Below are 20,575 nucleotides of genomic sequence, written 5' to 3'. Positions count from 1 at the left end.
ATTCGTCGCCCGATCGGTAACACTTTTTTATATTACATAACACTTTCAAAAGGTTGTGCAGCAATCCCCTGCGAAAAGCCCACGCGCACCCCGCGCGACAGGTATAAGAAGGAGGAAAACGTGTGATGAACAAGGTTTCAGCAATTGTGGCGGCTGCCGTGCTTGCAGGCCACTGTCTTTGCGTTCAGCCGGGCTGGGCGGCAGAGACTCCACCCGAAACAGGAGGCCAGGAGGCCCCTGCCTCAAAGGCAGACCTCACGCAGGGCAGCCTGACAGCCTACGACCTGCCCGCCGTAACCACCTTCGGCGTGGCCGATCAGGCTCCCACTGTTCCTGTGCAGACGCGGTTCGGCACCCAGTACAACGTGGTGACTGAAGAGCAGATCCGCCTCCAGAACTCCCTTGATTTTTATGACGCCCTGCGCAACGTGCCGGGCGTCATGTATCAGAAAAAGAACATCATCGGCGGGCAAACCAGCGCGAGCCTCTATGTGCGCGGGCGTGGCGCAAGCCATCCCAGCCCTGACATCAATATCTTTTTTGATGACGTGCCGCGTAGCGGCGTGTTGTACGGGCAGGCCCTGGCTGACGGCATCCCGGTCTACGCACTCGGGGGGATGGAAATTTATAAGTATCCCCAGCCTTCGCGCTTTGGCACCGGTTATGCTATGCTGAACTTTATTCCCAAATACATGACCAAGGAAGGTTATGAACTGCGCATCGGCGCAGAGGGCGGCAGCTTTGGCACCGTGGCCGAAAATGTGGGTATGGGCGCAAAAAAAGACAATGTGGACATTTACGCCGCGCAAAGCCTTGTCAGCACACTGGGGCACAAGGATCACACCGCCGCCTACCAGGCGAGTTACTATGGCAACATGGGCATAGGCCTGTCTGACAACTGGTCATTGCGTATGATGGCCAACCGTGTGGATGCCCAGACTCAGGTTCCCAACAATCCCATTACCAATACCCGCACCACAGACCGCTACGATACACAGACAAGCCTTGCCACGCTGAGCCTCATCAATAAGTACAATAATGCCAATGGGTACCTCAAAGGCTATTACAACGACACCCTGTTTTACCTGCGCGGCGAAAATTCCAACAAAACCACATCAGTGCAAACCAACAATCTGTACGGATTGCGAGGCCGCGAAACCTATTCCATTTGGGAAGGCAGCGAGATCGTCAACGGCTTTGATCTTGATATCAGCGACCTGCGCAACGACCAGCGGACGTATTCCACAGATTCCACAACATCGTGGGAATTTCCGCAGCACAGGATGTTTTCGCCCTACGCTGCCGTCAGCCAGATGTTTGGCAGCAAGGAGAGCTTTCATGTTACGCCTTCCGCTGGTCTGCGCCTGTACACAAGCAACCTTTTTGAAGACAATACCGCCCCGCAGGTGGGCCTTGTGCTTGGCTACAACAACACCAATCTTGGCCTCAACTACGCGCGGGGCGTCAACTATCCAAGCCCTGTTATCCTTCAGGGCCTGCTGACCAACAAAACATCACTGCCTTCCGGCCTGAACACCAAGGATATTCGTCCTGAAGTGGTGGATCACTATGAAATGTCGCTCAGCCACACCCAACCGGGGCTGTTCACGGCAAGCGCCACGGTTTTTCACGATGACGGCCGCGACAGGCTACGGGCCTATATGTACGGTAACGCCAACCCCACCAGCGACTTTTTCACTTCGTCCGCGTCTGAATACAAAATTGACGGGCTTGAACTTGCTGGCAGCGTCACGCCCACAGACAACCTTGAACTCTTTGTGGGCGCAACATGGCTGAAAACATGGGCCAAGGGCGATGACGGCGAAACTACAAGCAAAATGCCCTACACGCCTGCCTTTACCTTGCAAACCGGCTTCAAATGGAAGTTCTTTGACCACTTCCAGCTCAGCGGCGATTACCAGTATCTCAAGGATGTATACGCAGCCAACTGGGTGCGGACGACAAATCCGAGAGCGCCTTCCAGCAACGTGACCACTCTGAATGAAAGAAATCGCCTGCCCGACATCAACGTGTTTAACGCAAGGCTGGACTACACCTTCAGCTACGACGACATGCACATTGAAGAAGGCAAGGTATTTGTGGCGGTAAACAACATCTTCAATACGCCCTATGCTTACAGTATGGAGCTTTCCGGCAACAACCGGGGGCTTTACAACATGCCCGGCACAAGCGTCATGGTTGGTTTTGACCTAAAGTTCTAATCAGTAAAGCGCCGCCTTGCGTTCAGGGCGGCGCTTTTTCAGGAGGCAGCATGAGCAAGGACTCTGCACAACACGCTGAAAGAGAGGAGTTTTTCAACGCGCACTCCACCGGATGGGAAGCCCGCAACTATCCGCCGGAAAAACTCAGGCAGGTTGACCAGCTGGTTCAGGGACTGCCCCTGGCGCATGCCCGGGTTATTCTGGATGTGGGCTGCGGCGAAGGGGTACTACAACCGTTTTTGCAAAAACATGCCCAGACCGATGCGTCATTCCTGGCGCTGGACCCTTCCGCCGCAATGCTCAAATGTCTTTCCGCGCGCTTTCCCCATGTGCGTACATATCAGGCCGCGGCAGAATGCATGCCCCTGCCGGATGCCAGCGTGGACATGGTTATCTGCTTTTCGGCCTTTCCGCATGTGGCGGACAAAAAAGCCGCAGCTCGCGAATTTTATCGCGTTCTGCGTCCTGCTGGCCGGGCCTATGTGCTGCACATAGATGGTCGTGAAAAACTCAATCAGCTTCATGACAGCCACCACGCAGTGGAAGGCGATCATCTGCCCTGCCCCACGGGCATGTGCATCATCTTTTCCGAGGCTGGATTTACGAACATTGAAGCCAGTGAAGGGCCAGACAACTTCCATTTTTGCGCTATAAAATAGATGAGATACGCCATGAAAAAATTTTCCGCCCTTCTGTGGCTTGCCCTGATCCTCATTCCCCTTTCCGCAACGGCGGCAGAACCGCTGCGCGTTGTGGCCGGAACTTCGCTTATTTCAGATATTGTTGCCGACCTGACAGAAGGCAAAAGCGAAACGCTCACCCTGATTCAAGGTTCAAGTTGTCCCGGTCATGAGAATGCCAGCACCGGGGATTATATTTTTGCCGCCAAGGCAAAACTGCTGCTCGTTCACCCATTTCAGCGCCATCTGCAGCAGGTCGACGCCATGCTCCAGGCTGTGGGCAACCCTTTGCTTGCTATTGTTGAAGTAAGTCCGCGTGGCAGCTGGCTCATACCCGATATACAAAAGCAGGCCGTGCAGGAAATTGCGGCGGCGCTTGAAGGCGCGGCCCCAGAGCTTGCGCCGGTTGTCAGGCGGAGGACGCTGCAAAGGTTGCAAAAAATTGACGCCATTGCCGCAGAATGCCGCTCTGCGCTTGCTGCCACGCAGGGATTGCCTGTTATCGCCGCTTATATGCAGGTAGAATTTGTAAAATGGGCGGGCTTTGACGTGATCCGCACCTTTGGCAGGGCTGAAGACGTTAACGCGCGCGGGTTGGCTGAAATTTTGAGCGCAGTCAAAGGCATCCCTGTGGCGGGTGTGGTGGATAATTATCAGAGCGGGCCAGACGCGGGGCTACCGTTGGCGCTGGAGCTTGGGGTGCCGCACGTAGTACTTTCCAATTTTCCCGGCTCCAGCGACGATGCGCCGGACTATTTCAGCCTGTTGCGCCGCAACGTGACGCAATTGCAAACCATAAAGGCAAAGCCGTGAACCCGTGCCTGGCCGAACTGCGCAACGTCAGCGTTCACTACGGCAAGCGATGCATCCTGAACGGTATAAACCTGCGCATCGAAAAGGGTGATTTCTGGACGCTCATCGGCCCCAACGGCGCGGGCAAGTCCACGCTGATGGGGCTTTTTAACGGGCTTACGCCACACAATGGCGGCACGGTGTATTTTAAAGGTAAAAGTGTAAGCTCAGACATGCTGGGCGAGGTACGCCGTCAGGTGGCGCATGTTTTTCAGGCTACCGACCTTGATCCCAAGATGCCACTTTCTGTCTTTGCTTCCGTACTCAGCGGCACCTATGGGCGGCTGGGACTTTTTCGCTGGCCTGGTAAAAAAGAAAAAAACCTTGCCATGCAATCAATTGAAATTGTTGGCCTTGCGCATCTGGCCCAGCGCCCTATCGGGCATCTTTCTGGCGGCGAAAGGCAGCGGGTGGCGCTTGCCCGCGCCCTGGCGCAGGAGCCGGAACTGCTGCTGCTTGACGAACCCACAGCCGCGCTGGACTGGCGCGCGCAGCGGGACATTTGCAATGCCGTTGCCACGCTGCGTGAAACATTCAACCTCACCGTCATCATGGTGACGCATGACCTCAACGCAGTGTTTGCACTGGCCCAAAAGGTTGCCATGCTGCGAGCTGGCGGCATGCTCTGGCAAGGCGGAGCGCAGGAGGCAGTCAATGCTGACCTCCTGAGCAGGCTGTATGATGTGCCCATTCAGATAGCGCACAGCGGCGAACGCATGGCGGCCTTGTTTTAAGCAGGGAGCCCCTGCACAGCAAATAACTGCGGGTAAAATATGGATGACTTTTTTCAGTATGCCTTTTTGCAAAGGGCATTGATTATGGCCTTGCTTGGCGGCTCTGTTTGCGGGGCAATGGGCGTCTTTGTGGTGTTGTGGCGCATGAGCCTAGTGGGAATGTGCGTTTCGCACGCCGCCTTTGCCGGGGCGCTGCTTGCTTTGTGGCTTGGCGCTCCACCGCTGGCCGGAGGTCTTGCGGCCAGCCTTGGGGCAGCCTCTGCCGTGGGGCCGCTTGCCGAAAAGCCCGGATTCAGCCTTGACACTGCCATGGGTGTTGTTTTTTCGGTGGTCATGAGCCTGGCCATGCTGGCATTGGGCCTTATGCCCGGCGCGCGAACAGAAGGCCTCAGCCTCATATGGGGGAGCCTGCTCACGGTCACCCTCTTTGACCTGCAACTCATGGCTGCAACGGCCTTGCTCCTGTTTGGCTTTGTCTTTCTGTTTTTCAAAGAAATCGAGGCAATCATGGGGCAAAGGCATGCTGCGGTGGCTGCGGGAATCCCCGTCAAGGGCATCTACTATGCCTGCCTCATTTTGATGGGACTAGTGGTGGCTTTTGCCCTCAAGGCAATCGGTGGCTTATTGATATATGCGCTCATTGTTACACCAGCAGCCACGGCACTGCAGATCACCTATCGCCTGAGCCGAATGTTTCTGCTGGCCGCCCTGTTCGGCGCGATGGCTTCCGTTGCGGGCCTGTGGCTTTCATTCCACTGGGCTGTGCCGCCGGGGGCCGTTATTGTGCTGGTGTCTTCCGCCATACTGGTCGCAGCCATGGTCTTTTCGCCCAAGAAGGCATGCCGGATCGAACAGGCATCCCCTGTGGAACAGAGCAATCAGGGCTGATCATTATAGCCCTTTAAGCACAAAAAGCATGGGAATACGCACCACACAGGGAATGGCCTTGCCCTCACGCTGGGCAGGCTTGAACGATGAAGACTGCACACAGGCCAGCGCCGCATCGGCAAAATCTTCATGATCAGCCAGTAACACGCGGGCGCGGAGCAGCTTGCCCTGCGTATCGAGATAGGCTTCCACAACCGCCTTTCCTTCAAGATGACGGCGCTGGGCAGCGCGGGGGTACCGCAATGGAGCCTGCCGTAAAAATCGCGGCCCTCCCTGAGCATTCCAAGGCATAACCTGCGGATGGGGGGAACCATCCCCCTGCACAGCGTCCGTGGCCTGCTCCATAGAACCAGAGCCGCTGCTGGCAGAGCCTTGACCGCCATCACCACCAGATTGAGCTGGCAGGCCGGTTTGAGCAGACTGGCCCGCAGCTGTGGTTACCTGCTGGGGCTTTGGCTGGGCCGATTGCTCCTGCCTGTATTGCGAGGGCTGCGCCTTGTTTTCTGCCTGCTTCGGCTTGACAGAAGGCTTTTTTACAGGAACAGCCTCAGCCACCTTTTGCTCGGCTTTTGCTGCCGTTTCTGTCATTGGCTGCATAACTGGAACATCCTCAGCCATGCCGTTCGCAGCCTGTGGCTGCTGCCCCCCATCCCCTGCCAATGAACTCCCCGCACCTGCCAGACTGACCATCACTGCCCCGCCTGACTGAACCGGAAGATACCGGGGCAAGGCGTAGGCCCCTGCAAGCAGACATGCCGCAAGCACAGCGTGCAGAATGGCGGAATACCCCAACCAGCAGACAAACAAACGTTTGCTGCGCCGAGGCGGCGGGTAATCAAACGGCAACACGGGAACCTCCGGGACAGTAGAGGTCAGGAAAATATAAAATTTGACCGCAATTCTGGCCCAAATTGTGAACACGAACTTCTAAATCATAACACGATAAGTAGTAGTACAAAAAAAATAAATATGCCACTACTACCCCGTGCGCTATACCCCCCAATCCCAACCAGCTCGGGCTATTTGAAATTTATATTTTTTATACTTAAAAATAAGAGTATTAAATGTATTAAAAACTAATTGCTAGCTATAAACACTATACATTACTTATTATTACACTGCTATCTACTTTCATTAACTGACTAAACAAATGCGAAATAAATAATTATAACTAGCTAAAATATAATAATATATTCAATTTACATTAAATTATTTAATACAAACAGGAACTTGATTGATATTCTCTCAACAACGTTATTGTCTTTTCCTTTAATTATGCTACTACAAACGTTAAATCCTTTGGCAATATCTCAATACATTTATTACTTACAATTATTAGCTTGCTACATAAATGCCATAAGAACGCAAACGCAGCCCCAGCAAATGGAATAAGACAACCGTTTTTAAGGAGGGAGCCACCATGCTTGCCGACCTCAAGATTGCCCGCAAACTCAGTCTTTTGCTCGTACTGCCCATGGCGACTTTTCTCTTCGTTGTTTCTGCGGAAAGCATTCAACGCTGGAAGACAATAGACCACCTTAAAGCCATAGAACGCTCGCTGGTTGTCAGCCTCTCTGCTGGTGAACTTATCCACGAGCTGCAAAAAGAGCGTGGTTACACGGCTGGATTCCTAGGCAGCAAGGGCAAAAAGTTTTCTTCCGAACTGGCGGAACAGACAGATAAATCAAATTCTGCCTACAAGAACTTTACTGCCGTGCTTGCTGGCTCGGATAGTCTGGAAAATGACTCTCTTGCCAGAATATTTGCTGCATCTACACAAAACTTTACAGACCTTTCTACAACCAGAAACGCTGCCAAAGACGCCCGCATTGATGCCCTTCAAGCCATCGCGGCGTACAATACCAGCATCAATGAACTGATCACTGCGATTTCTGAACTGAACGCCCGCGCCGACCTTGCCTTTACATCAATTATTCAGCTTTTGCACGGCAAGGAGATTGCCGGGCAGGAGCGTGCCACGCTCAACGCCGCCTTTTCTGCCGGAACCTTCAGCAAACAGCTCTACCGCGACTGGCTCTACAGGGTCAGCTCACAAAACACCTATCTGAGTTCGTTTGCGGAACTGGGCGGCAAGGCGGCGCTGAACCTTCTGCAAGGCAAAATGCAATCTATTGATGAAGAGGTGACGAAATTCCGCGATACTGCCTACGCCAACCTTGAAAAATCCAACCTTGAGGCTGACCCGCAGCAATGGTTTGCAGCGTCCACCCGCCGCATCGACAAGCTGATGGAAGTGGAAAAGGCTTGGGGAGATCAACTGCTTGGAAACGCTCGCGAAGAAGTGCGTCTGGCCCAAAGGGGCCTCTTGATCGCTCTTTCTGCCGCGCTTCTGGTGGCCTTTTTCACCATTCTGCTGGGCTGGAGAATCTGCATCACTATTGGAAGGCCAGTGCGCAGCACCCTACGCTACGCCCAAGGCATCACGCACGGGGATTTTGATTCGGCGCTGACAGTCAAACAAAATGACGAGATCGGCGGCCTTGCCGATGTGCTGCGCGAAATGGTCGCCCGCCTGAAGGAACAGATCCAGGCGGCCCAAAAAGAGCATGCCCTGGCTGATGAGCGCGGCAAACAGGCGGAACAGTGCAGAATAACAGCCGAGCAGGCTGAGAAGGAAGCAAATACAAGAGCCAGCACCCTTGCTACGGCTGTAGACAAAATTCACGGCGTTGTGGAATCGCTCAATCTCGCCCTCAACAACCTTGAGGAACAGGTGCGCATTTCTACACAAGGCGCAACAAGCCAGTCCAACAGGCTTGATACTACAACCAGCGCCATGCAGGAAATGAGTACTACAGTCATTGAAGTTGCCAAAAATGCTGCAGATGCCGCCCAAACGGCAGAAAATTCACACACCAAGGCAAGCGAAGGCTCAACAGTTGTTGAAAATGTCACTTCTGCAATCGCTCAGGTGCAAGAGCAGTCCAATAAAATGAAGGTCGATATGGGCCTGCTCGGTCAACAGGCTGAGGGCATCGGGCAAGTTCTGGATGTCATCAGTGACATTGCCGACCAGACCAACCTTTTGGCACTCAACGCGGCCATTGAGGCTGCGCGCGCTGGCGATGCGGGGCGGGGCTTTGCCGTGGTCGCCGATGAAGTGCGCAAGCTTGCCGAAAAAACCATGACAGCGACCAAGGAGGTGGGAGAAGCCATCCATGCGGTTCAGGGCGGAACACGCAAACATATCTCGCATGTGGAGCAGTCCGCTGCAACCATTGAGCAGGTCACGGTTCTGGCCCGGCAGTCTGGCGAAACATTGCAGGCGCTTGTGCAGCTGGCAAACGCTTCCACCATCCAGGCCCAGTCCATCGCCACAGCTTCCGAAGAGCAGTCAGCCGCCAGCGAAACCATCCACAGCAGCCTTGAAGATATCAATCAGCTTGCCCTTAACACCGCAAACGCCATGGACCAGGCGACCTCAGTTCTCAACGAGTTGCGCACACAGACTGACATTCTGGTCGGTGTTATGGCGGATTTAAACAGTACCGGCATCAAGAAATCTGTTTTGAGGTAAGGAGGTCAGACAGAGTACATCTAAAATCTTGTACTTACAACGGTATACAAGCGCAAGGAGTACTGATAGTTATTAATTGCGTCGGTCATCTATCAATCAACCTGCAACCATGTTCTTCTCGAGGTACTTATGGCTCATCTCGAAACTACTGAACAAGCCTTGCGTAATCGTGGTGTCAGCCGTCGAGATTTCATGAAGTTCTGTGCGCTCACAGCCGTTGCCATGGGCCTTGGCCCCGGGGCGGATCTGGCAATCGCGCAGGCTCTCTCTACCAAACCGCGCGTCCCCGTACTATGGATAAATGGTCTTTCCTGTTCCTGCTGCACCGAATCGTTTTTGCGCACAGCCCACCCGCTGGCGACAGACATTGTGCTCTCAATGATCACAATGGATTATCAGGACACCATCATGGCCGCCGCTGGCGATCAGGCCAATGAGGCTTATGAAGAGGCCATCAAGAAGTACAATGGCCAGTATATTCTCGCTGTTGAAGGCAACGTGCCGCTCAACGGCCAGGGCATGTACTGCATTGATGCTGGCAAACCCTTCTATGAAAAGCTCAAGGAAGGCGTGGAGCATGCCAAGGCCCTTGTGGCCTGGGGAACCTGCGCCTCTTGGGGCTGCGTACAGGCGGCTCACCCCAATCCAACGGGCGCTACCCCGCTGCACAAGCTCTTTCCTAACAAACCGCAAATCAAGGTTCCCGGCTGCCCGGCCATCCCTGAGGTTATGAGTTCAATCCTGACCTACATCATCACATACGACCGCCTTCCCACCCTTGACTCGCAGGGCAGGCCGGAAATGTTTTACGGCAAGCGCGTACACGACCACTGCTACCGCAGGGCCCATTTTGACGCGGGCGAATATGTGGAATCGTGGGACGATGCGGGCGCGCGCGCTGGCCTGTGCCTGTACAAGATGGGCTGCAAAGGCCCCACCACCTACAACGCCTGTCCTTCCACACGCTGGAACAACGGTGTCTCATTTCCCATTCAGTCCGGGCATGGCTGCATAGGCTGCTCGGAACAGAACTTCTGGGATCAGGGCTCGTTTTATGACCGCATCACCACCATTCCGCATCTCGGCACCAACGCAACGGCTGAAACCGTGGGCGTTGCCGCTGTAGCGGGCGTGGCCGCGGGTGTTGCCGTACACGGCGTTGCCAGTATGGTGCGCCACGCAGGTAGCAAGAACACCAAGAACTCCTCCGACACCGACTCCAACAACTGAGGAAATACCCCATGGCATACGAATACACTACTTCTCAGGGTTATGCCGTTAAGGACTCGGGCCGCCGCGTGGTTGTAGACCCCGTTACCCGCATTGAAGGACACCTGCGTTGCGAGGTGAACCTAGACGACAGCAACGTCATCACCAATGCGGTTTCGTGCGGCACCATTTTCAGAGGTATTGAAATCATCCTCAAAGGCCGCGACCCGCGCGACGCCTGGGCCTTTGTTGAACGCATCTGCGGCGTCTGCACGGGTACGCATGCCCTTTCTTCCGTGCATGCGGTGGAAGATGCGCTTGGCATAGAAATACCAGACAACGCCAATATCATCCGCAATATCATGCACCTGTGCCTCATGTACCATGACCATCTGGTGCATCTGTACCACCTTGCGGGCCTTGACTGGGTGGACGTTGTGTCTGCCGCCAAGGCTGATCCCAAGGCCACATCGGAGCTTTCGCACAAGCTCACCCCCTGGCCCAATTCCTCGCCGGGCTACTTCAAATCCATCAAGGATCGCCTCACCCGCGTGATTGAATCCGGCCAGCTGGGCATTTTCACCAACGGCTACTGGGGGCATCCTGCCTACAAGCTGCCGCCCGAAGCCAACCTGCTGGTGGTGGCCCACTATCTGGAAGCCCTGGATTTCCAGAAAGACATGGTGCAGATACACACCATCTTTGGCGGCAAAAATCCGCACCCCAACTGGCTTGTGGGCGGCGTACCCTGCTCGCTGAACCTCGATGCGCACGGCGCTGCCGACGTTATCAATCAGGAACGTTTGGAACTGGTGCTGCAACTTATTGAGCGTTGCCGTGATTTTGCTCAACAGGTTGTCATACCCGACACCCTTGCGCTGGCCGCCTTCTATAAAGACTGGCTGAACATAGGCGGCGGGCTTTCCAAACTTTCCGTGCTTGCCTATGGCGCAATCCCCGACATTGCCAATGACTACTCTGAAAAAAGTCTGCTGCTGCCCCCTGGGGCCATCATCAACGGCAACTTCAACGAAGTGCTGCCTGTTGACCTGCGCAATCCTGAAGAAATTCAGGAATGCGTGTCCCACTCCTGGTACAAGCCCTACCCCGGCGGCAAAACCGGTCTGCACCCCTTTGACGGCATGACCGAACCCAACTACGCCCCCGGCCCCAATATCAAGGGCACGCCCACTGACCTCAAGCAGGTGGACGAGCGCGACAGATATTCGTGGATCAAAACGCCGCTCTGGCGCGGGCACCAGATGGAAGTGGGGCCGCTGGCGCGCCTGCTGGTGGGCTATGCCAGGAAGGACACCGAGATCAAGGGCCTCATTGACGAATTCCTTGGTCAGGCAAAGGCCCCAGTTTCTGTGCTGCAGTCCACCCTTGGACGCATTGCAGCCCGCTCGCTGGAGCTGGCATGGTCTGCCGACAAGATGCGCTACTTCTACGACAAGCTTGTGGCCAACCTCAAAAACGGTAACCGCGCAACGGCCAACACCAAGCTGTGGAAGCCCGAAAGCTGGCCCACCGGCACCCTGCGCGGCGTTGGCTTTACAGAAGCTCCGCGCGGTGCGTTGGGGCACTGGGTCACCATCAAGGACAGAAAGATCGAGAACTACCAGTGCGTTGTTCCCACTACCTGGAACGGTGCGCCCCGCAGCCCCGATGGGCAGCTCAGCGCCTACGAGGCCTCGCTCATGGGTACCAAGATGGCGGTTCCCAACCAGCCCCTTGAAATCCTGCGCACCCTGCACAGCTTTGACCCCTGCCTGGCCTGCTCCACGCATATCCTCGGGCCGGACGGATCAGAGCTCATATCGGTGCGGACAGACAACTGCTTCTAGCGTTCGGGCAAGCCGAGACGCGGAATACAAGCCTTCCGCCGGGAGAACGTCATGAGCGAACAACATCTTCTGCCGCAACTGCCAATGGGCAAAAGCATATACGTCTATCAACTGCCCATTCGCATCTGGCATTGGGTTATGGTTGCCTGTGTCATTGTACTTATTGTCACTGGCTACATTATCGGAAAACCCTGGCTTTCCGTCACTGGTGAGCCGTACGAAACCTTTTACATGGGCTACACCCGCATGGCCCACTTTATTGCGGGCTTTGTGCTGATTATTTCAACAGTGCTGCGCTACATATACGGCCTTGTGTGGGGCAACCGCTTTTCGCGCGAGCTTATCATTGTGCCGGTGTGGAGCAAGGACTGGTGGAACGACCTGTGGCAGGACGTGCGCTGGTATCTGTTCCTGAACAAGGAATGCGCCGCGCATGTGGGGCATAACCCGCTGGCGCAGCTGGGCATGGGCACGGGCATGATTTTCATGCTTGTCATCATGCTCACGGGCCTTGGCATGTACGCGCAGGACAGCCACGTGCCGTTTATCCGCTTTTTCGCATTTGTGCAGGACTGGATAAACAACTGGTTTGGCGGCAATGGGCAGATGACCCGCAGCTTGCACAGACTGGGCATGCTGCTGCTCATTACCTTTGTGACCGTGCACCTGTACATGGTCATACGCGAAGAAATCATGGGCAAGACCACCCTGGTTTCGTCCATGTTCAGCGGCTTCCGCGAACGGCGCAAGCAGTAGCAACCTGATGTAAACTGAGAGTAATGTTTGGCGGCCCAACTGGGCCGCCAAACAGATAACAAATCAAGCCAGCGTGGTTTGTTGCCGCCAAAAGCGGCACTACTGCCGCAAAGGTGCACGGAAATCTCATGGAACAGATCGTCATTCTTGGTCTTGGCAATATTCTGTACGGCGATGAAGGCTTTGGCGTACTTTTGGCGCAGCGGCTTTACGCCCATTGGGATTTTCCTGAAAACGTGGAAGTTGTGGACGGCGGCACCCAGGGGCAGACCCTGCTGACCTTTGTGGAAAGGGCTGACAAACTGCTGGTGCTGGATGCGGTTGATTTTGGGCTGGAACCGGGCGAACTGGTGCTGCGCGACAACGTGCCGGCATACCTGACAGCGCAAAAAATCGGCCCGCACCAGAACAGCTTTTCGGAAGTGATGGGCCTTGCAGCCCTGCGCGGCACAGCTCCTGAGCACTGTGCCCTCATTGGCGTGCAACCGGCGGCCATGACCCTGGCAGCACCTCTGTCCACTCCGGTCAGCGAGAGTTTTGAAGCAGCGCAAAACATGGCGCTGGATGTGCTGCGGCAATGGGGCATTGACCCTCAGTTGCGGGCGCAGCCGCGCCACCTTTCCGCAGCTGTGCTCGACAGCCTTGTTCAGGGCTGCGTGTGAGGCGCACAAAACAGCAAGGCCGAGGGTATGGCAAACGCGTAACAAACGGCTTGTCTGACTGCCCGGCAAAACGTGCCCTGACAAATCTGTAACAACCTGTTCTATCAACCAGAAGACACGCGGGTTAATTAACGCAAGCCCGCGTGTCTTTTATTTTTTACCTGCAAGGGGTATGGTCTGCGCCATCACAAATGCGGAGGACATATGGCTCGGATCAACATATACACGCAGCAGATCACGGTTGGGCAGGATGATATCGACATGCAGCGCCGCGTCAGCAACCTGCGCTATGTGGCCTGGATGCAGGATGTGGCTGTTGCGCATTCCGCGGTTTGCGGCTGGCCTATGGAGCGGTACGAAAGTATTGGCCAGGGCTGGGTGGTGCGGCAGCACACCATCACTTACAAGCGCCCGGCCTTTCTGGGTGATGTGATTACTGCCGCCACATGGATTGCATCCTACGCTTCGCGCCGCAGCCTGCGCCGCTATGTTTTTTGGAACGCAAAGGAAAAAGCCCTGCTTGCCGAGGCGGAAACCCAGTGGGTCTTCATTGATATGGTCAGCGGCAAGCCTGTCAGTGTGCCGGGCGAGCTACAGGAGTCTTTTCCCATAGTAGACGAAGATGCGCCGGGCGTATTCCGGCGCATGTGCGTATAACCTTGCCCATAAACACAACAAAAGGCCGTGGAGTTTGCGAACCCCACGGCCTTTTGTTGTGTCGTATTCAGATTATTTAAAGAGTTCCTTTTCCTGCACCTTGCGGTCAATGCGGTCTTCAACTTCCACGCCTTTGGGCGCGGTAAAGGTGAAGTCTGATTCTTTCAGCGAAGTGTCGGGCTTGAACTGCGTAAAGCGCACGTCGTTGGAATTGCCGTAAAAGTCAATGATGCTGGCCCTGCGGATATAGCCGGTGGAAGGCTCAACCCACAAAAGCGCCTCAACCATCTGCGGGGCGGGTTCCTTGGGGTAAAGGTGCAGCTTGGCGAGGCCGTTTTCCTGCCCGGCTTCCTTGACGTCAAAATCCTTGGTCAGCGCGGCCTGCCCGGTGATGACCTGAATGATGGTGCGTGAATCGCGCACAAGCTCCAGGGGGTAGCGGTAGGCAATTTCTTCATCCGCAAGATAATCCCAAATTTCCTTATGCGTTACCACAAGGGTTTCTTCATGGGGTTTATCTGTCTGCCAGCGGATGAGCAGGGGCTTCTGGAACAGCAGGCTGCCCTGCCGTTTCTCCACCGAGCCGCTTTCCTTATGGGTCAGCGTTTGCTCAAACGTGGCGGAAAACGTGCGCAGCTTTTCATACCGCGCCTGGATGGTCGCCGCTATATCCGCAGCCTGCGCGGCTGAAGCCACAAGAAGAACAAGCCCGGCTGCCAGGGCTAGCATGCCATTTATGCGCATAACACCTCCACGGCATAAGCCGCCAGTTGTGCTGTTTGATTTATTTGACCACAGCGCGCGGCTTGCTGCCGTCTGCCGGGCCGATGATGCCGTCGTGCTCAAGCTGTTCAACCAGACGCGCAGCGCGGTTGAAACCAATCTTGAAGCGGCGCTGCACCAGCGATATGGATGCGCGCCCCTGATCGCTCACAAAGGCCTGCACTTCGCCGTACAGGGGATCCTGCGCGGCATCGCCGCCTCCGCCGCTGCCGCCGCCGCTCACAGAGTCCAGCCCCCACTGGGCAAAGTCCACCTTGTAGGAGGGGCTGAGCTGCCGCTTCCAGTAGCCCACCACTGCCTGCACCTCTTCATCGCTGAGGAAGGGGCCGTGCAGACGCTGCAAGCGCCCGCCGCTGGGCTTGAAGAGCATGTCGCCACGGCCAAGCAGATGTTCTGCGCCCACCTGATCAAGGATGGTGCGCGAATCGTGCTTGGACGTAACCTGAAAGGATATACGGCACGGAAAGTTCGCCTTGATAAGCCCTGTCACCACGTCCACACTAGGGCGCTGAGTAGCAAGGATCATATGAATACCGGCGGCGCGGGCCAACTGCGCAAGGCGCACGATGCTGGTTTCCACCTCGCGGGCGGCGGTCATCATGAGGTCTGCCAGTTCGTCAATAACGACAACAAGATATGGCAGAGGCTCAAGGTCGGCAAAATCCGGCGGCAGATCATTCTTGCAAGCGGCCAGCTTCTGGTTGAACCCGGCCACGTTGCGCACACCAAGACGCGCCATTGCTTCGTAACGGCGATCCATTTCGTGCACGGCCCAATCAAGGGCGTTCTTGGCCTCGTTCATTTCTGTGACCACAGGATGCACCAGGTGCGGTTCATCCGCATACACGGCCATTTCAATGCGCTTGGGGTCAACCAGCAACAACTGCATATCTTTGGGCTGGGTGCGGTACAGCAGGCTGATAAGAATGCCGTTGAGGCATACGCTCTTGCCCGCGCCCGTGGCGCCAGCCACAAGCAGATGCGGCATGCGCGCGAGGTCGGCCATTACGGGCTTGCCCGCAATGTCCTTGCCCAGAATCATGGTCAGGGGGCCGCACCCTTTGCGGAAAGGCTCAGAAGCAGCAAGCTCCCTGAAATTGACGGTTTCGCGGTTGTCGTTGGGTATTTCAATACCCACCGTATCCGTACCGGGAATGGGCGCCTGAATACGCACGGCAACGGCCTTGAGGGCCAACGCCAGGTCATCGCTGAGGTTGGCGATACGGCTCACACGAATGCCGGGGGCAGGGCGCACCTCGTACATGGTGACCACAGGCCCGGGCGTGACATGCACAAGCTCGCTCTGAATATCAAAATCCTTGAGGCAGGCAATAAGGGCCTTGCCCCGCGCCTCGCGGTCTTCCTTATTGTTGTTGCCCGGCACTTTGACAGGCGGGGCCAACAGCTCAAGCCCCGGCAGCGGAATGGCGGCCTTGCGGCCTGTCATGCCAGCAAGCAGCCCGGTCAGGCCACCCTGCTTTTTGGGGGCTTCGGCAGCAGGGGCGGCAGCACTTGTTGCCTTGCCGCCAGTATTCGGGGCAGAAGCGGCAGGCGAGGCAGCATGCGCCGCGTCATCCTGCGCCAGATCATGCGCACCATCGTGCACAGGATCATGGGCCGGGGCATTACCCCCCTGTTCGTCAGCATAGGCCGCGCCAACAGAAACAGCAGGCGAAATGGGCATGCCGTTGATGTCTACCGCCACGGCAAAGGGATCGTCAGCATCCACTTGTACTGCCGGGCGTGGTGCCGCTGGCTCATTTGCCTGCGCTCGGGCCGCTTTGGTCTTTTGTTCTTCAAAGACATCAGGCAGCGAGTCAGCCGTGGGCTGAATGTTGCCAAGGCGGTCGCGCCAGCGCTTCCAGAATTCCATGGAAGGCAGGCGCAGATCAAGCAACGACCAACGCCGCTTGCCGTCTTCGCCTTCTGCGGGGCTTTCTGCAACAACAGGCCCGGTTGCGTTGCCCGCACGGGCGGCAAGCCGCGCCTGCGCCCAGTGCAGCACACGCGCCGCCACATTGAACCAAGAGATATTGCCCGCAAGCTGCATGCCCACAAGCGCCACAAATATCCAAACCAAGGCAGACCCGCCAGGGCTCAGATATCGGCTGGCATTGAGGTGCAGGGCATTGCCCACCATGCCTCCGCCCCACATGTCGCCAAGGGTGATATCCGAGGCGGAGCCAATGACAAGCAGGCAGACGGTAAGCAAAAAGAAGCCAAGCCAGCGCGACCAGTGCAGGCTGTACGAAGGAGAAACGTAGGCCGCCCCCAGCGCACCGAAAACCAGTGGGCAGAGATAGGCGGCCACGCCAAACACATCGTTAAGAAAACCTGCAGTGTACGCGCCGAAAAGGCCAGCCTTGTTCTTTACCTTGACAACACCGCTGACCACATGGTTAAGGCTGGGGTCGTTGGCGTCAAAACTGAGCAGGCTGAGCAAAAGCAACAGCGCCCAGAAGATAAGAAAAAGGCCAAGAAGCTCGCGGCTGAATTTATGGGCGTCCGTAGGGCTACCCTCCCGAACCGGTCATCATTCCCGGCCCAGGTATTCCTTGGTGCGCGTGTCAACCTTGATGCGATCGCCTTCGTTGACAAAAATGGGCACCTGAACCGAAATACCGGTTTCAAGCTTGGCGGCCTTGGTGACGTTGCTGACAGTGTCGCCCTTGGCGCCGGGCTCGGTTTCAACAACCGCGAGCACAAGGCTCAGCGGGATGTCGATATCAAGGGGGCTGCCCTTGTACAGCAGCACGCGGCATTCCTGACCGTCCTTAAGAAAACCTTCCTTGCCATCAGTGGTGGTGATGTGCATCTGGAGCTGTTCGTAGGTGGTCATATCCATGAAGATAAGGTCATCGTCCTGACGATACAGAAACTGCATGTCGCGGGTTTCCAGGTCGGGCTTGTTGACTTTTTCGCCGGAACGGAAGGTTATATCCTGCATGCGGCCAGTAAGGATGTTGCGCAGCTTGGTACGAACCATAGCGCCACCCTTGCCGGGCTTGAAATGCTGAAAATCAACGATTTCGTAAGGGGTGCCTTCGACTTCGATCTTCAGACCCTTGCGAAAGTCTGTGGTAGAATACATTTGTCCTCCTAAACATGTCGCCGCAAAAATGGCGCAAACGGGCGTAAGGCCGATCATTTGCCAACTGCGGCAAGAGCGGCTACCTTATACGGAAGTTAGCTGAAAATATCAGCCCTGAATTGAAAATATTTGCTGAAAGATGCTTGCTTGTCAAGACACAAAGTTAAAGTATCACATGAGGTTTATTATGAATCCCGTTCTTACCCTTGAAACTACAGCCTATACTCTTGAGCAGCTCATATCTCTGCCTGTGGCGCAGATAGCCCTTGCGGGGCGCTCCAATGTGGGTAAATCATCGCTTATCAACGCCTTGGCTGGCCGCAAAAAACTGGCAAAAGTCAGCTCCACGCCCGGCAAAACCCGCTCGGTAAATTATTACCGCGTGACACCCCATGACTTTTATCTCGTTGACCTGCCGGGTTACGGCTATGCCCGCGCAAGCCATACGGAACGCGAAAAATGGGCGAGCCTGCTTGAGCGGTATCTGGTGGAATGCACAAGCCTCAAGGCCTTGGCCCTGCTGCTCGACAGCCGTCTTGAACCTCAGAAGCTCGACAAAAATCTGGCGTCCTTTGCCCGCACCAACGGCCTGAATATTGTGCCCGTGCTGACCAAGGCAGACAAGTGCAGCCAGCGGGAGCGCGCCAACCGCCAAAATGAATGGCAGGAGCTGCTCGGAACCCGCCCCATTGTCACGTCTTCCAGCAACCGTTACGGCATTGATAACCTCTGGCGCGCGCTCGTTGAAACAGCGGTTCCCCAGCGTCTGGCCCCCGGCACACTCAATGCCGCAGACGCGGAAGCTGAGCCGCATGATGGCGCTATTGCTGAGCAGGAGCCGCAGGAACAGGCTGAAAATCAGAATTGATTCACAGCAAGAAATCTGCCTGCTCCACTTTTGCCAAAGCCCGCGTACAGAGCGGAATCTCCAAAAAGCAAAAGGATTACGGCGCTGGTCACAACAGCGCCGTAATCAAGGCTGAAATCGGCAGGATGTTGCGCTGAAAGAGAGCGGCGGCGCGGCGATTTTATTAAGCCACATGCCCGCCAGATGCACTTGGACTGTTATGCCGCAGGGGTATTTGACACAACTGCCGGTTCCATGTGGATGCTCAAGCGGCCCAGCTGGGGCACTGCGGCACGAATGCGCTTTTCAAGGCGCGTACAGACGTTGTGCGCCTCTTCCACAGACAGCCCCACACTCACATTGCAGTGGAATGAAATGCAGACACCCTGCTCCGGCAGCACATAGGTAGAAAACTTGTGCGGCATGGCCGCCAGAGGCTCATTTTCCACTGCTGCCTTGATTTCACGCCATGCCATCTCGGAAAAAGGCACGGAAACCGAAGCGCCCGGTTCCAGCGCAGCGCTTGGGGCCTTGGGCTCCATGTGGCTGACGATTTCAACACCCGGCAATGCCTCCCGCAGTGTGTCCTCAAAGGCCTTGACCCGCGCGTACGCCCGGTCAAAGGGCATCTGACCCGGCAGTTCAACGTGCAGCTCAATATGGCAGGCGCTGTCTGCGCTCAAAACATGCACATCATGAACCGCAAGGCCATGCTCAGATGCGGCAACCTGCACCAGAGCAAAGGGGTTATTTTCATCAATGCGGCACGATTTGCGTGGCTCCACGTGCACGGTCACGTCCGCACCAGGTAGAACGCCGGACACAGCTTCTTCAGCCTCATGCGCGAGGCGGTGCCCATCACTTACCTTCAGGCCCGGTGCAACGCCAACAGTCAAATCCACAAAGCTCTGCGGCCCGCTGGTGCGCACACGCACACGCCTGACCTCGGAAATGCCCGCGATCTTTCGCACGGCTACCACAATGGCTTCGCTCGCCTGTGATGAAGCAGAATCCATCAGCATATTCACAGCATCCGAGGCCATATGCATGCTTGCCCGAAAAATAATCGCAGCCACAAGCAGGGCCGCCACCGTATCTGCCTGTGAAAGGACGCGGCTTATGGGCTCAGGCAGTTGCAGGGCCTGTGCAAGCCACACGGCCAGCACCCCCACAAGCACGACGGCAGAAGAAAGAATATCTGTGGAAAAATGCAGGGCATCAGCTTCTAGAGCCTGGCTGTTGAAGTTTTTGGCAACCCGCCGCAAAACACGTACCCGGTTGATGTCAACAGCCATGGAAATCGCCATGACGCCAACACCCCAGAGCGAAGGCACAACAGGGCTTGAACCTGAAGTGAGGCGCTGAACGCCCTCATACACCACCCATACGCAGGTGGCGAACAAAAGCACCGTCTGCGCAAGAGCCGAGAGGTTTTCGGCCTTTCCATGCCCGTAAGGATGCCGTGAATCAGCAGGCTTGGCTGAAATTCTCACCGCAGCAAGGGTAAGGGCAGCCGCCAGCAGATCAAGCCCGCTGTGCAAGGCTTCAGACAATATGCCAAGGCTGTTGGTATACAAGCCGACCGCAAGCTTGATGCTGGTAAGCCCCAGTGCCGCGAGCAGCGAAAACATGGCTGCGCGGCTTTTTTCGCTGGCGCCGTTATCCATAACGTTCATAGTACGTTTCCTACAGAAGGATTAAATATACGGAATTTGCAGAGTTTGGCGCGCGAAACGCGCTGATTGCAAGCGTAGTCAGAATATTGCTAAGGGGCAATGTGAGACAAACCGGCTGTTTTTTGCAAAACAG

At 55.9% G+C, this 20,575-nt stretch carries 17 protein-coding genes; 12 read left to right on the top strand and 5 right to left on the bottom strand.

Annotated features, from left to right (window positions below; all coding sequences use genetic code 11):
* Window positions 1-125: 125 nt before the first annotated feature.
* From ACUZ9P_RS11365 to ACUZ9P_RS11345, 5 genes are read left to right on the top strand one after another with little or no spacing between them, the layout of a single operon-like run.
* Window positions 126-2,222, top strand: a complete 2,097-nt coding sequence (locus ACUZ9P_RS11365) for a TonB-dependent receptor (RefSeq protein ID WP_449249788.1) — start codon at window positions 126-128, stop codon at window positions 2,220-2,222.
* 50 nt (window positions 2,223-2,272) lie between these two features.
* On the top strand, window positions 2,273-2,881 hold the full coding sequence (locus ACUZ9P_RS11360; RefSeq protein WP_449249787.1) for a class I SAM-dependent methyltransferase: 609 nt from the start codon (window positions 2,273-2,275) through the stop codon (window positions 2,879-2,881).
* 12 nt (window positions 2,882-2,893) lie between these two features.
* Window positions 2,894-3,715: a metal ABC transporter solute-binding protein, Zn/Mn family gene (locus ACUZ9P_RS11355; protein WP_449249786.1), complete on the top strand. Its 822-nt coding sequence runs from the start codon at window positions 2,894-2,896 to the stop codon at window positions 3,713-3,715.
* Entirely contained in the window at window positions 3,712-4,488 is a 777-nt protein-coding gene (locus ACUZ9P_RS11350) for an ABC transporter ATP-binding protein (RefSeq protein WP_449249785.1), read from the top strand. Before ACUZ9P_RS11355 ends, ACUZ9P_RS11350 begins: the two co-directional genes overlap by 4 nt.
* A gap of 39 nt (window positions 4,489-4,527) precedes the next feature.
* Window positions 4,528-5,376: a metal ABC transporter permease gene (locus ACUZ9P_RS11345; protein ID WP_449249784.1), complete on the top strand. Its 849-nt coding sequence runs from the start codon at window positions 4,528-4,530 to the stop codon at window positions 5,374-5,376.
* A gap of 3 nt (window positions 5,377-5,379) precedes the next feature.
* On the opposite strand, the gene ACUZ9P_RS11340 is transcribed toward ACUZ9P_RS11345, so the two are convergent.
* The gene (locus ACUZ9P_RS11340; protein ID WP_449249783.1) at window positions 5,380-5,973 is read right to left on the bottom strand and encodes an energy transducer TonB; all 594 of its coding nucleotides are present in this window, start codon (window positions 5,971-5,973) and stop codon (window positions 5,380-5,382) included.
* Between the two features lie 823 nt (window positions 5,974-6,796).
* Between ACUZ9P_RS11340 and ACUZ9P_RS11335 the strand changes: the two genes are divergently transcribed.
* From ACUZ9P_RS11335 to ACUZ9P_RS11310, 6 genes are all read left to right on the top strand, one after another.
* Window positions 6,797-8,914, top strand: coding sequence for a methyl-accepting chemotaxis protein (locus tag ACUZ9P_RS11335; protein ID WP_449249782.1), 2,118 nt, complete (start codon window positions 6,797-6,799; stop codon window positions 8,912-8,914).
* A 129-nt stretch (window positions 8,915-9,043) separates the two neighbouring features.
* Window positions 9,044-10,144, top strand: a complete 1,101-nt coding sequence (locus ACUZ9P_RS11330) for a hydrogenase small subunit (RefSeq protein ID WP_449249781.1) — start codon at window positions 9,044-9,046, stop codon at window positions 10,142-10,144.
* Between the two features lie 11 nt (window positions 10,145-10,155).
* A complete protein-coding gene (locus ACUZ9P_RS11325; protein ID WP_449249780.1) occupies window positions 10,156-11,970 on the top strand; it encodes a nickel-dependent hydrogenase large subunit in 1,815 nt (604 codons plus the stop codon).
* Window positions 11,971-12,021: 51 nt separating this feature from the next.
* Window positions 12,022-12,726, top strand: a complete 705-nt coding sequence (gene cybH, locus ACUZ9P_RS11320; RefSeq protein WP_449249779.1) for a Ni/Fe-hydrogenase, b-type cytochrome subunit — start codon at window positions 12,022-12,024, stop codon at window positions 12,724-12,726.
* 128 nt (window positions 12,727-12,854) lie between these two features.
* A complete protein-coding gene (gene hybD, locus ACUZ9P_RS11315) occupies window positions 12,855-13,388 on the top strand; it encodes a HyaD/HybD family hydrogenase maturation endopeptidase (RefSeq protein WP_298997375.1) in 534 nt (177 codons plus the stop codon).
* 204 nt (window positions 13,389-13,592) lie between these two features.
* Window positions 13,593-14,045, top strand: coding sequence for an acyl-CoA thioesterase (locus ACUZ9P_RS11310; RefSeq protein ID WP_449249778.1), 453 nt, complete (start codon window positions 13,593-13,595; stop codon window positions 14,043-14,045).
* 72 nt (window positions 14,046-14,117) lie between these two features.
* Here ACUZ9P_RS11310 and lolA read toward each other — a convergent pair whose 3' ends face one another.
* The 3 genes from lolA to efp all read right to left on the bottom strand — a co-directional run bounded on the left by lolA (window position 14,118) and on the right by efp (window position 17,919).
* Window positions 14,118-14,789, bottom strand: coding sequence for an outer membrane lipoprotein chaperone LolA (lolA, locus tag ACUZ9P_RS11305; RefSeq protein ID WP_298997371.1), 672 nt, complete (start codon window positions 14,787-14,789; stop codon window positions 14,118-14,120).
* A 40-nt stretch (window positions 14,790-14,829) separates the two neighbouring features.
* Window positions 14,830-17,271, bottom strand: coding sequence for a DNA translocase FtsK (locus tag ACUZ9P_RS11300; RefSeq protein WP_449249777.1), 2,442 nt, complete (start codon window positions 17,269-17,271; stop codon window positions 14,830-14,832).
* Between the two features lie 90 nt (window positions 17,272-17,361).
* Window positions 17,362-17,919: an elongation factor P gene (gene efp, locus ACUZ9P_RS11295; protein ID WP_022658729.1), complete on the bottom strand. Its 558-nt coding sequence runs from the start codon at window positions 17,917-17,919 to the stop codon at window positions 17,362-17,364.
* Window positions 17,920-18,106: 187 nt separating this feature from the next.
* Here efp and yihA point away from each other — a divergent pair, with 187 nt between their 5' ends.
* Window positions 18,107-18,787 carry a ribosome biogenesis GTP-binding protein YihA/YsxC gene (yihA, locus tag ACUZ9P_RS11290; RefSeq protein WP_449249776.1) on the top strand — a complete coding sequence of 227 codons (681 nt, stop codon included), beginning with the start codon at window positions 18,107-18,109 and terminating at the stop codon, window positions 18,785-18,787.
* 197 nt (window positions 18,788-18,984) lie between these two features.
* Here the strand turns inward: yihA and ACUZ9P_RS11285 are convergent, their stop codons facing one another.
* Entirely contained in the window at window positions 18,985-20,442 is a 1,458-nt protein-coding gene (locus ACUZ9P_RS11285; RefSeq protein ID WP_449249775.1) for a cation diffusion facilitator family transporter, read from the bottom strand.
* Between the last annotated feature and the right edge of the window lie 133 nt (window positions 20,443-20,575).

The organism is Desulfovibrio intestinivivus (assembly GCF_053570665.1).
The sequence above is the reverse complement of the archived record's forward strand: the minus strand, read 5'-3'. Positions and strand labels throughout refer to the sequence as shown.

Bases quoted from the DNA above. Each gene is read 5' to 3' on its own strand.
- ACUZ9P_RS11365 (WP_449249788.1), top strand. From the start codon at position 126: ATGAACAAGGTTTCAGCAATTGTGGCGGCTGCCGTGCTTGCAGGCCAC.
- ACUZ9P_RS11360 (WP_449249787.1), top strand. From the start codon at position 2,273: ATGAGCAAGGACTCTGCACAACACGCTGAAAGAGAGGAGTTTTTCAAC.
- ACUZ9P_RS11355 (WP_449249786.1), top strand. From the start codon at position 2,894: ATGAAAAAATTTTCCGCCCTTCTGTGGCTTGCCCTGATCCTCATTCCC.
- ACUZ9P_RS11345 (WP_449249784.1), top strand. From the start codon at position 4,528: ATGGATGACTTTTTTCAGTATGCCTTTTTGCAAAGGGCATTGATTATG.
- ACUZ9P_RS11340 (WP_449249783.1), bottom strand. From the start codon at position 5,973: ATGCAGCCAATGACAGAAACGGCAGCAAAAGCCGAGCAAAAGGTGGCT.
- ACUZ9P_RS11335 (WP_449249782.1), top strand. From the start codon at position 6,797: ATGCTTGCCGACCTCAAGATTGCCCGCAAACTCAGTCTTTTGCTCGTA.
- ACUZ9P_RS11330 (WP_449249781.1), top strand. From the start codon at position 9,044: ATGGCTCATCTCGAAACTACTGAACAAGCCTTGCGTAATCGTGGTGTC.
- ACUZ9P_RS11325 (WP_449249780.1), top strand. From the start codon at position 10,156: ATGGCATACGAATACACTACTTCTCAGGGTTATGCCGTTAAGGACTCG.
- cybH (WP_449249779.1), top strand. From the start codon at position 12,022: ATGAGCGAACAACATCTTCTGCCGCAACTGCCAATGGGCAAAAGCATA.
- hybD (WP_298997375.1), top strand. From the start codon at position 12,855: ATGGAACAGATCGTCATTCTTGGTCTTGGCAATATTCTGTACGGCGAT.
- ACUZ9P_RS11310 (WP_449249778.1), top strand. From the start codon at position 13,593: ATGGCTCGGATCAACATATACACGCAGCAGATCACGGTTGGGCAGGAT.
- lolA (WP_298997371.1), bottom strand. From the start codon at position 14,789: ATGCGCATAAATGGCATGCTAGCCCTGGCAGCCGGGCTTGTTCTTCTT.
- efp (WP_022658729.1), bottom strand. From the start codon at position 17,919: ATGTATTCTACCACAGACTTTCGCAAGGGTCTGAAGATCGAAGTCGAA.
- yihA (WP_449249776.1), top strand. From the start codon at position 18,107: ATGAATCCCGTTCTTACCCTTGAAACTACAGCCTATACTCTTGAGCAG.
- ACUZ9P_RS11285 (WP_449249775.1), bottom strand. From the start codon at position 20,442: ATGAACGTTATGGATAACGGCGCCAGCGAAAAAAGCCGCGCAGCCATG.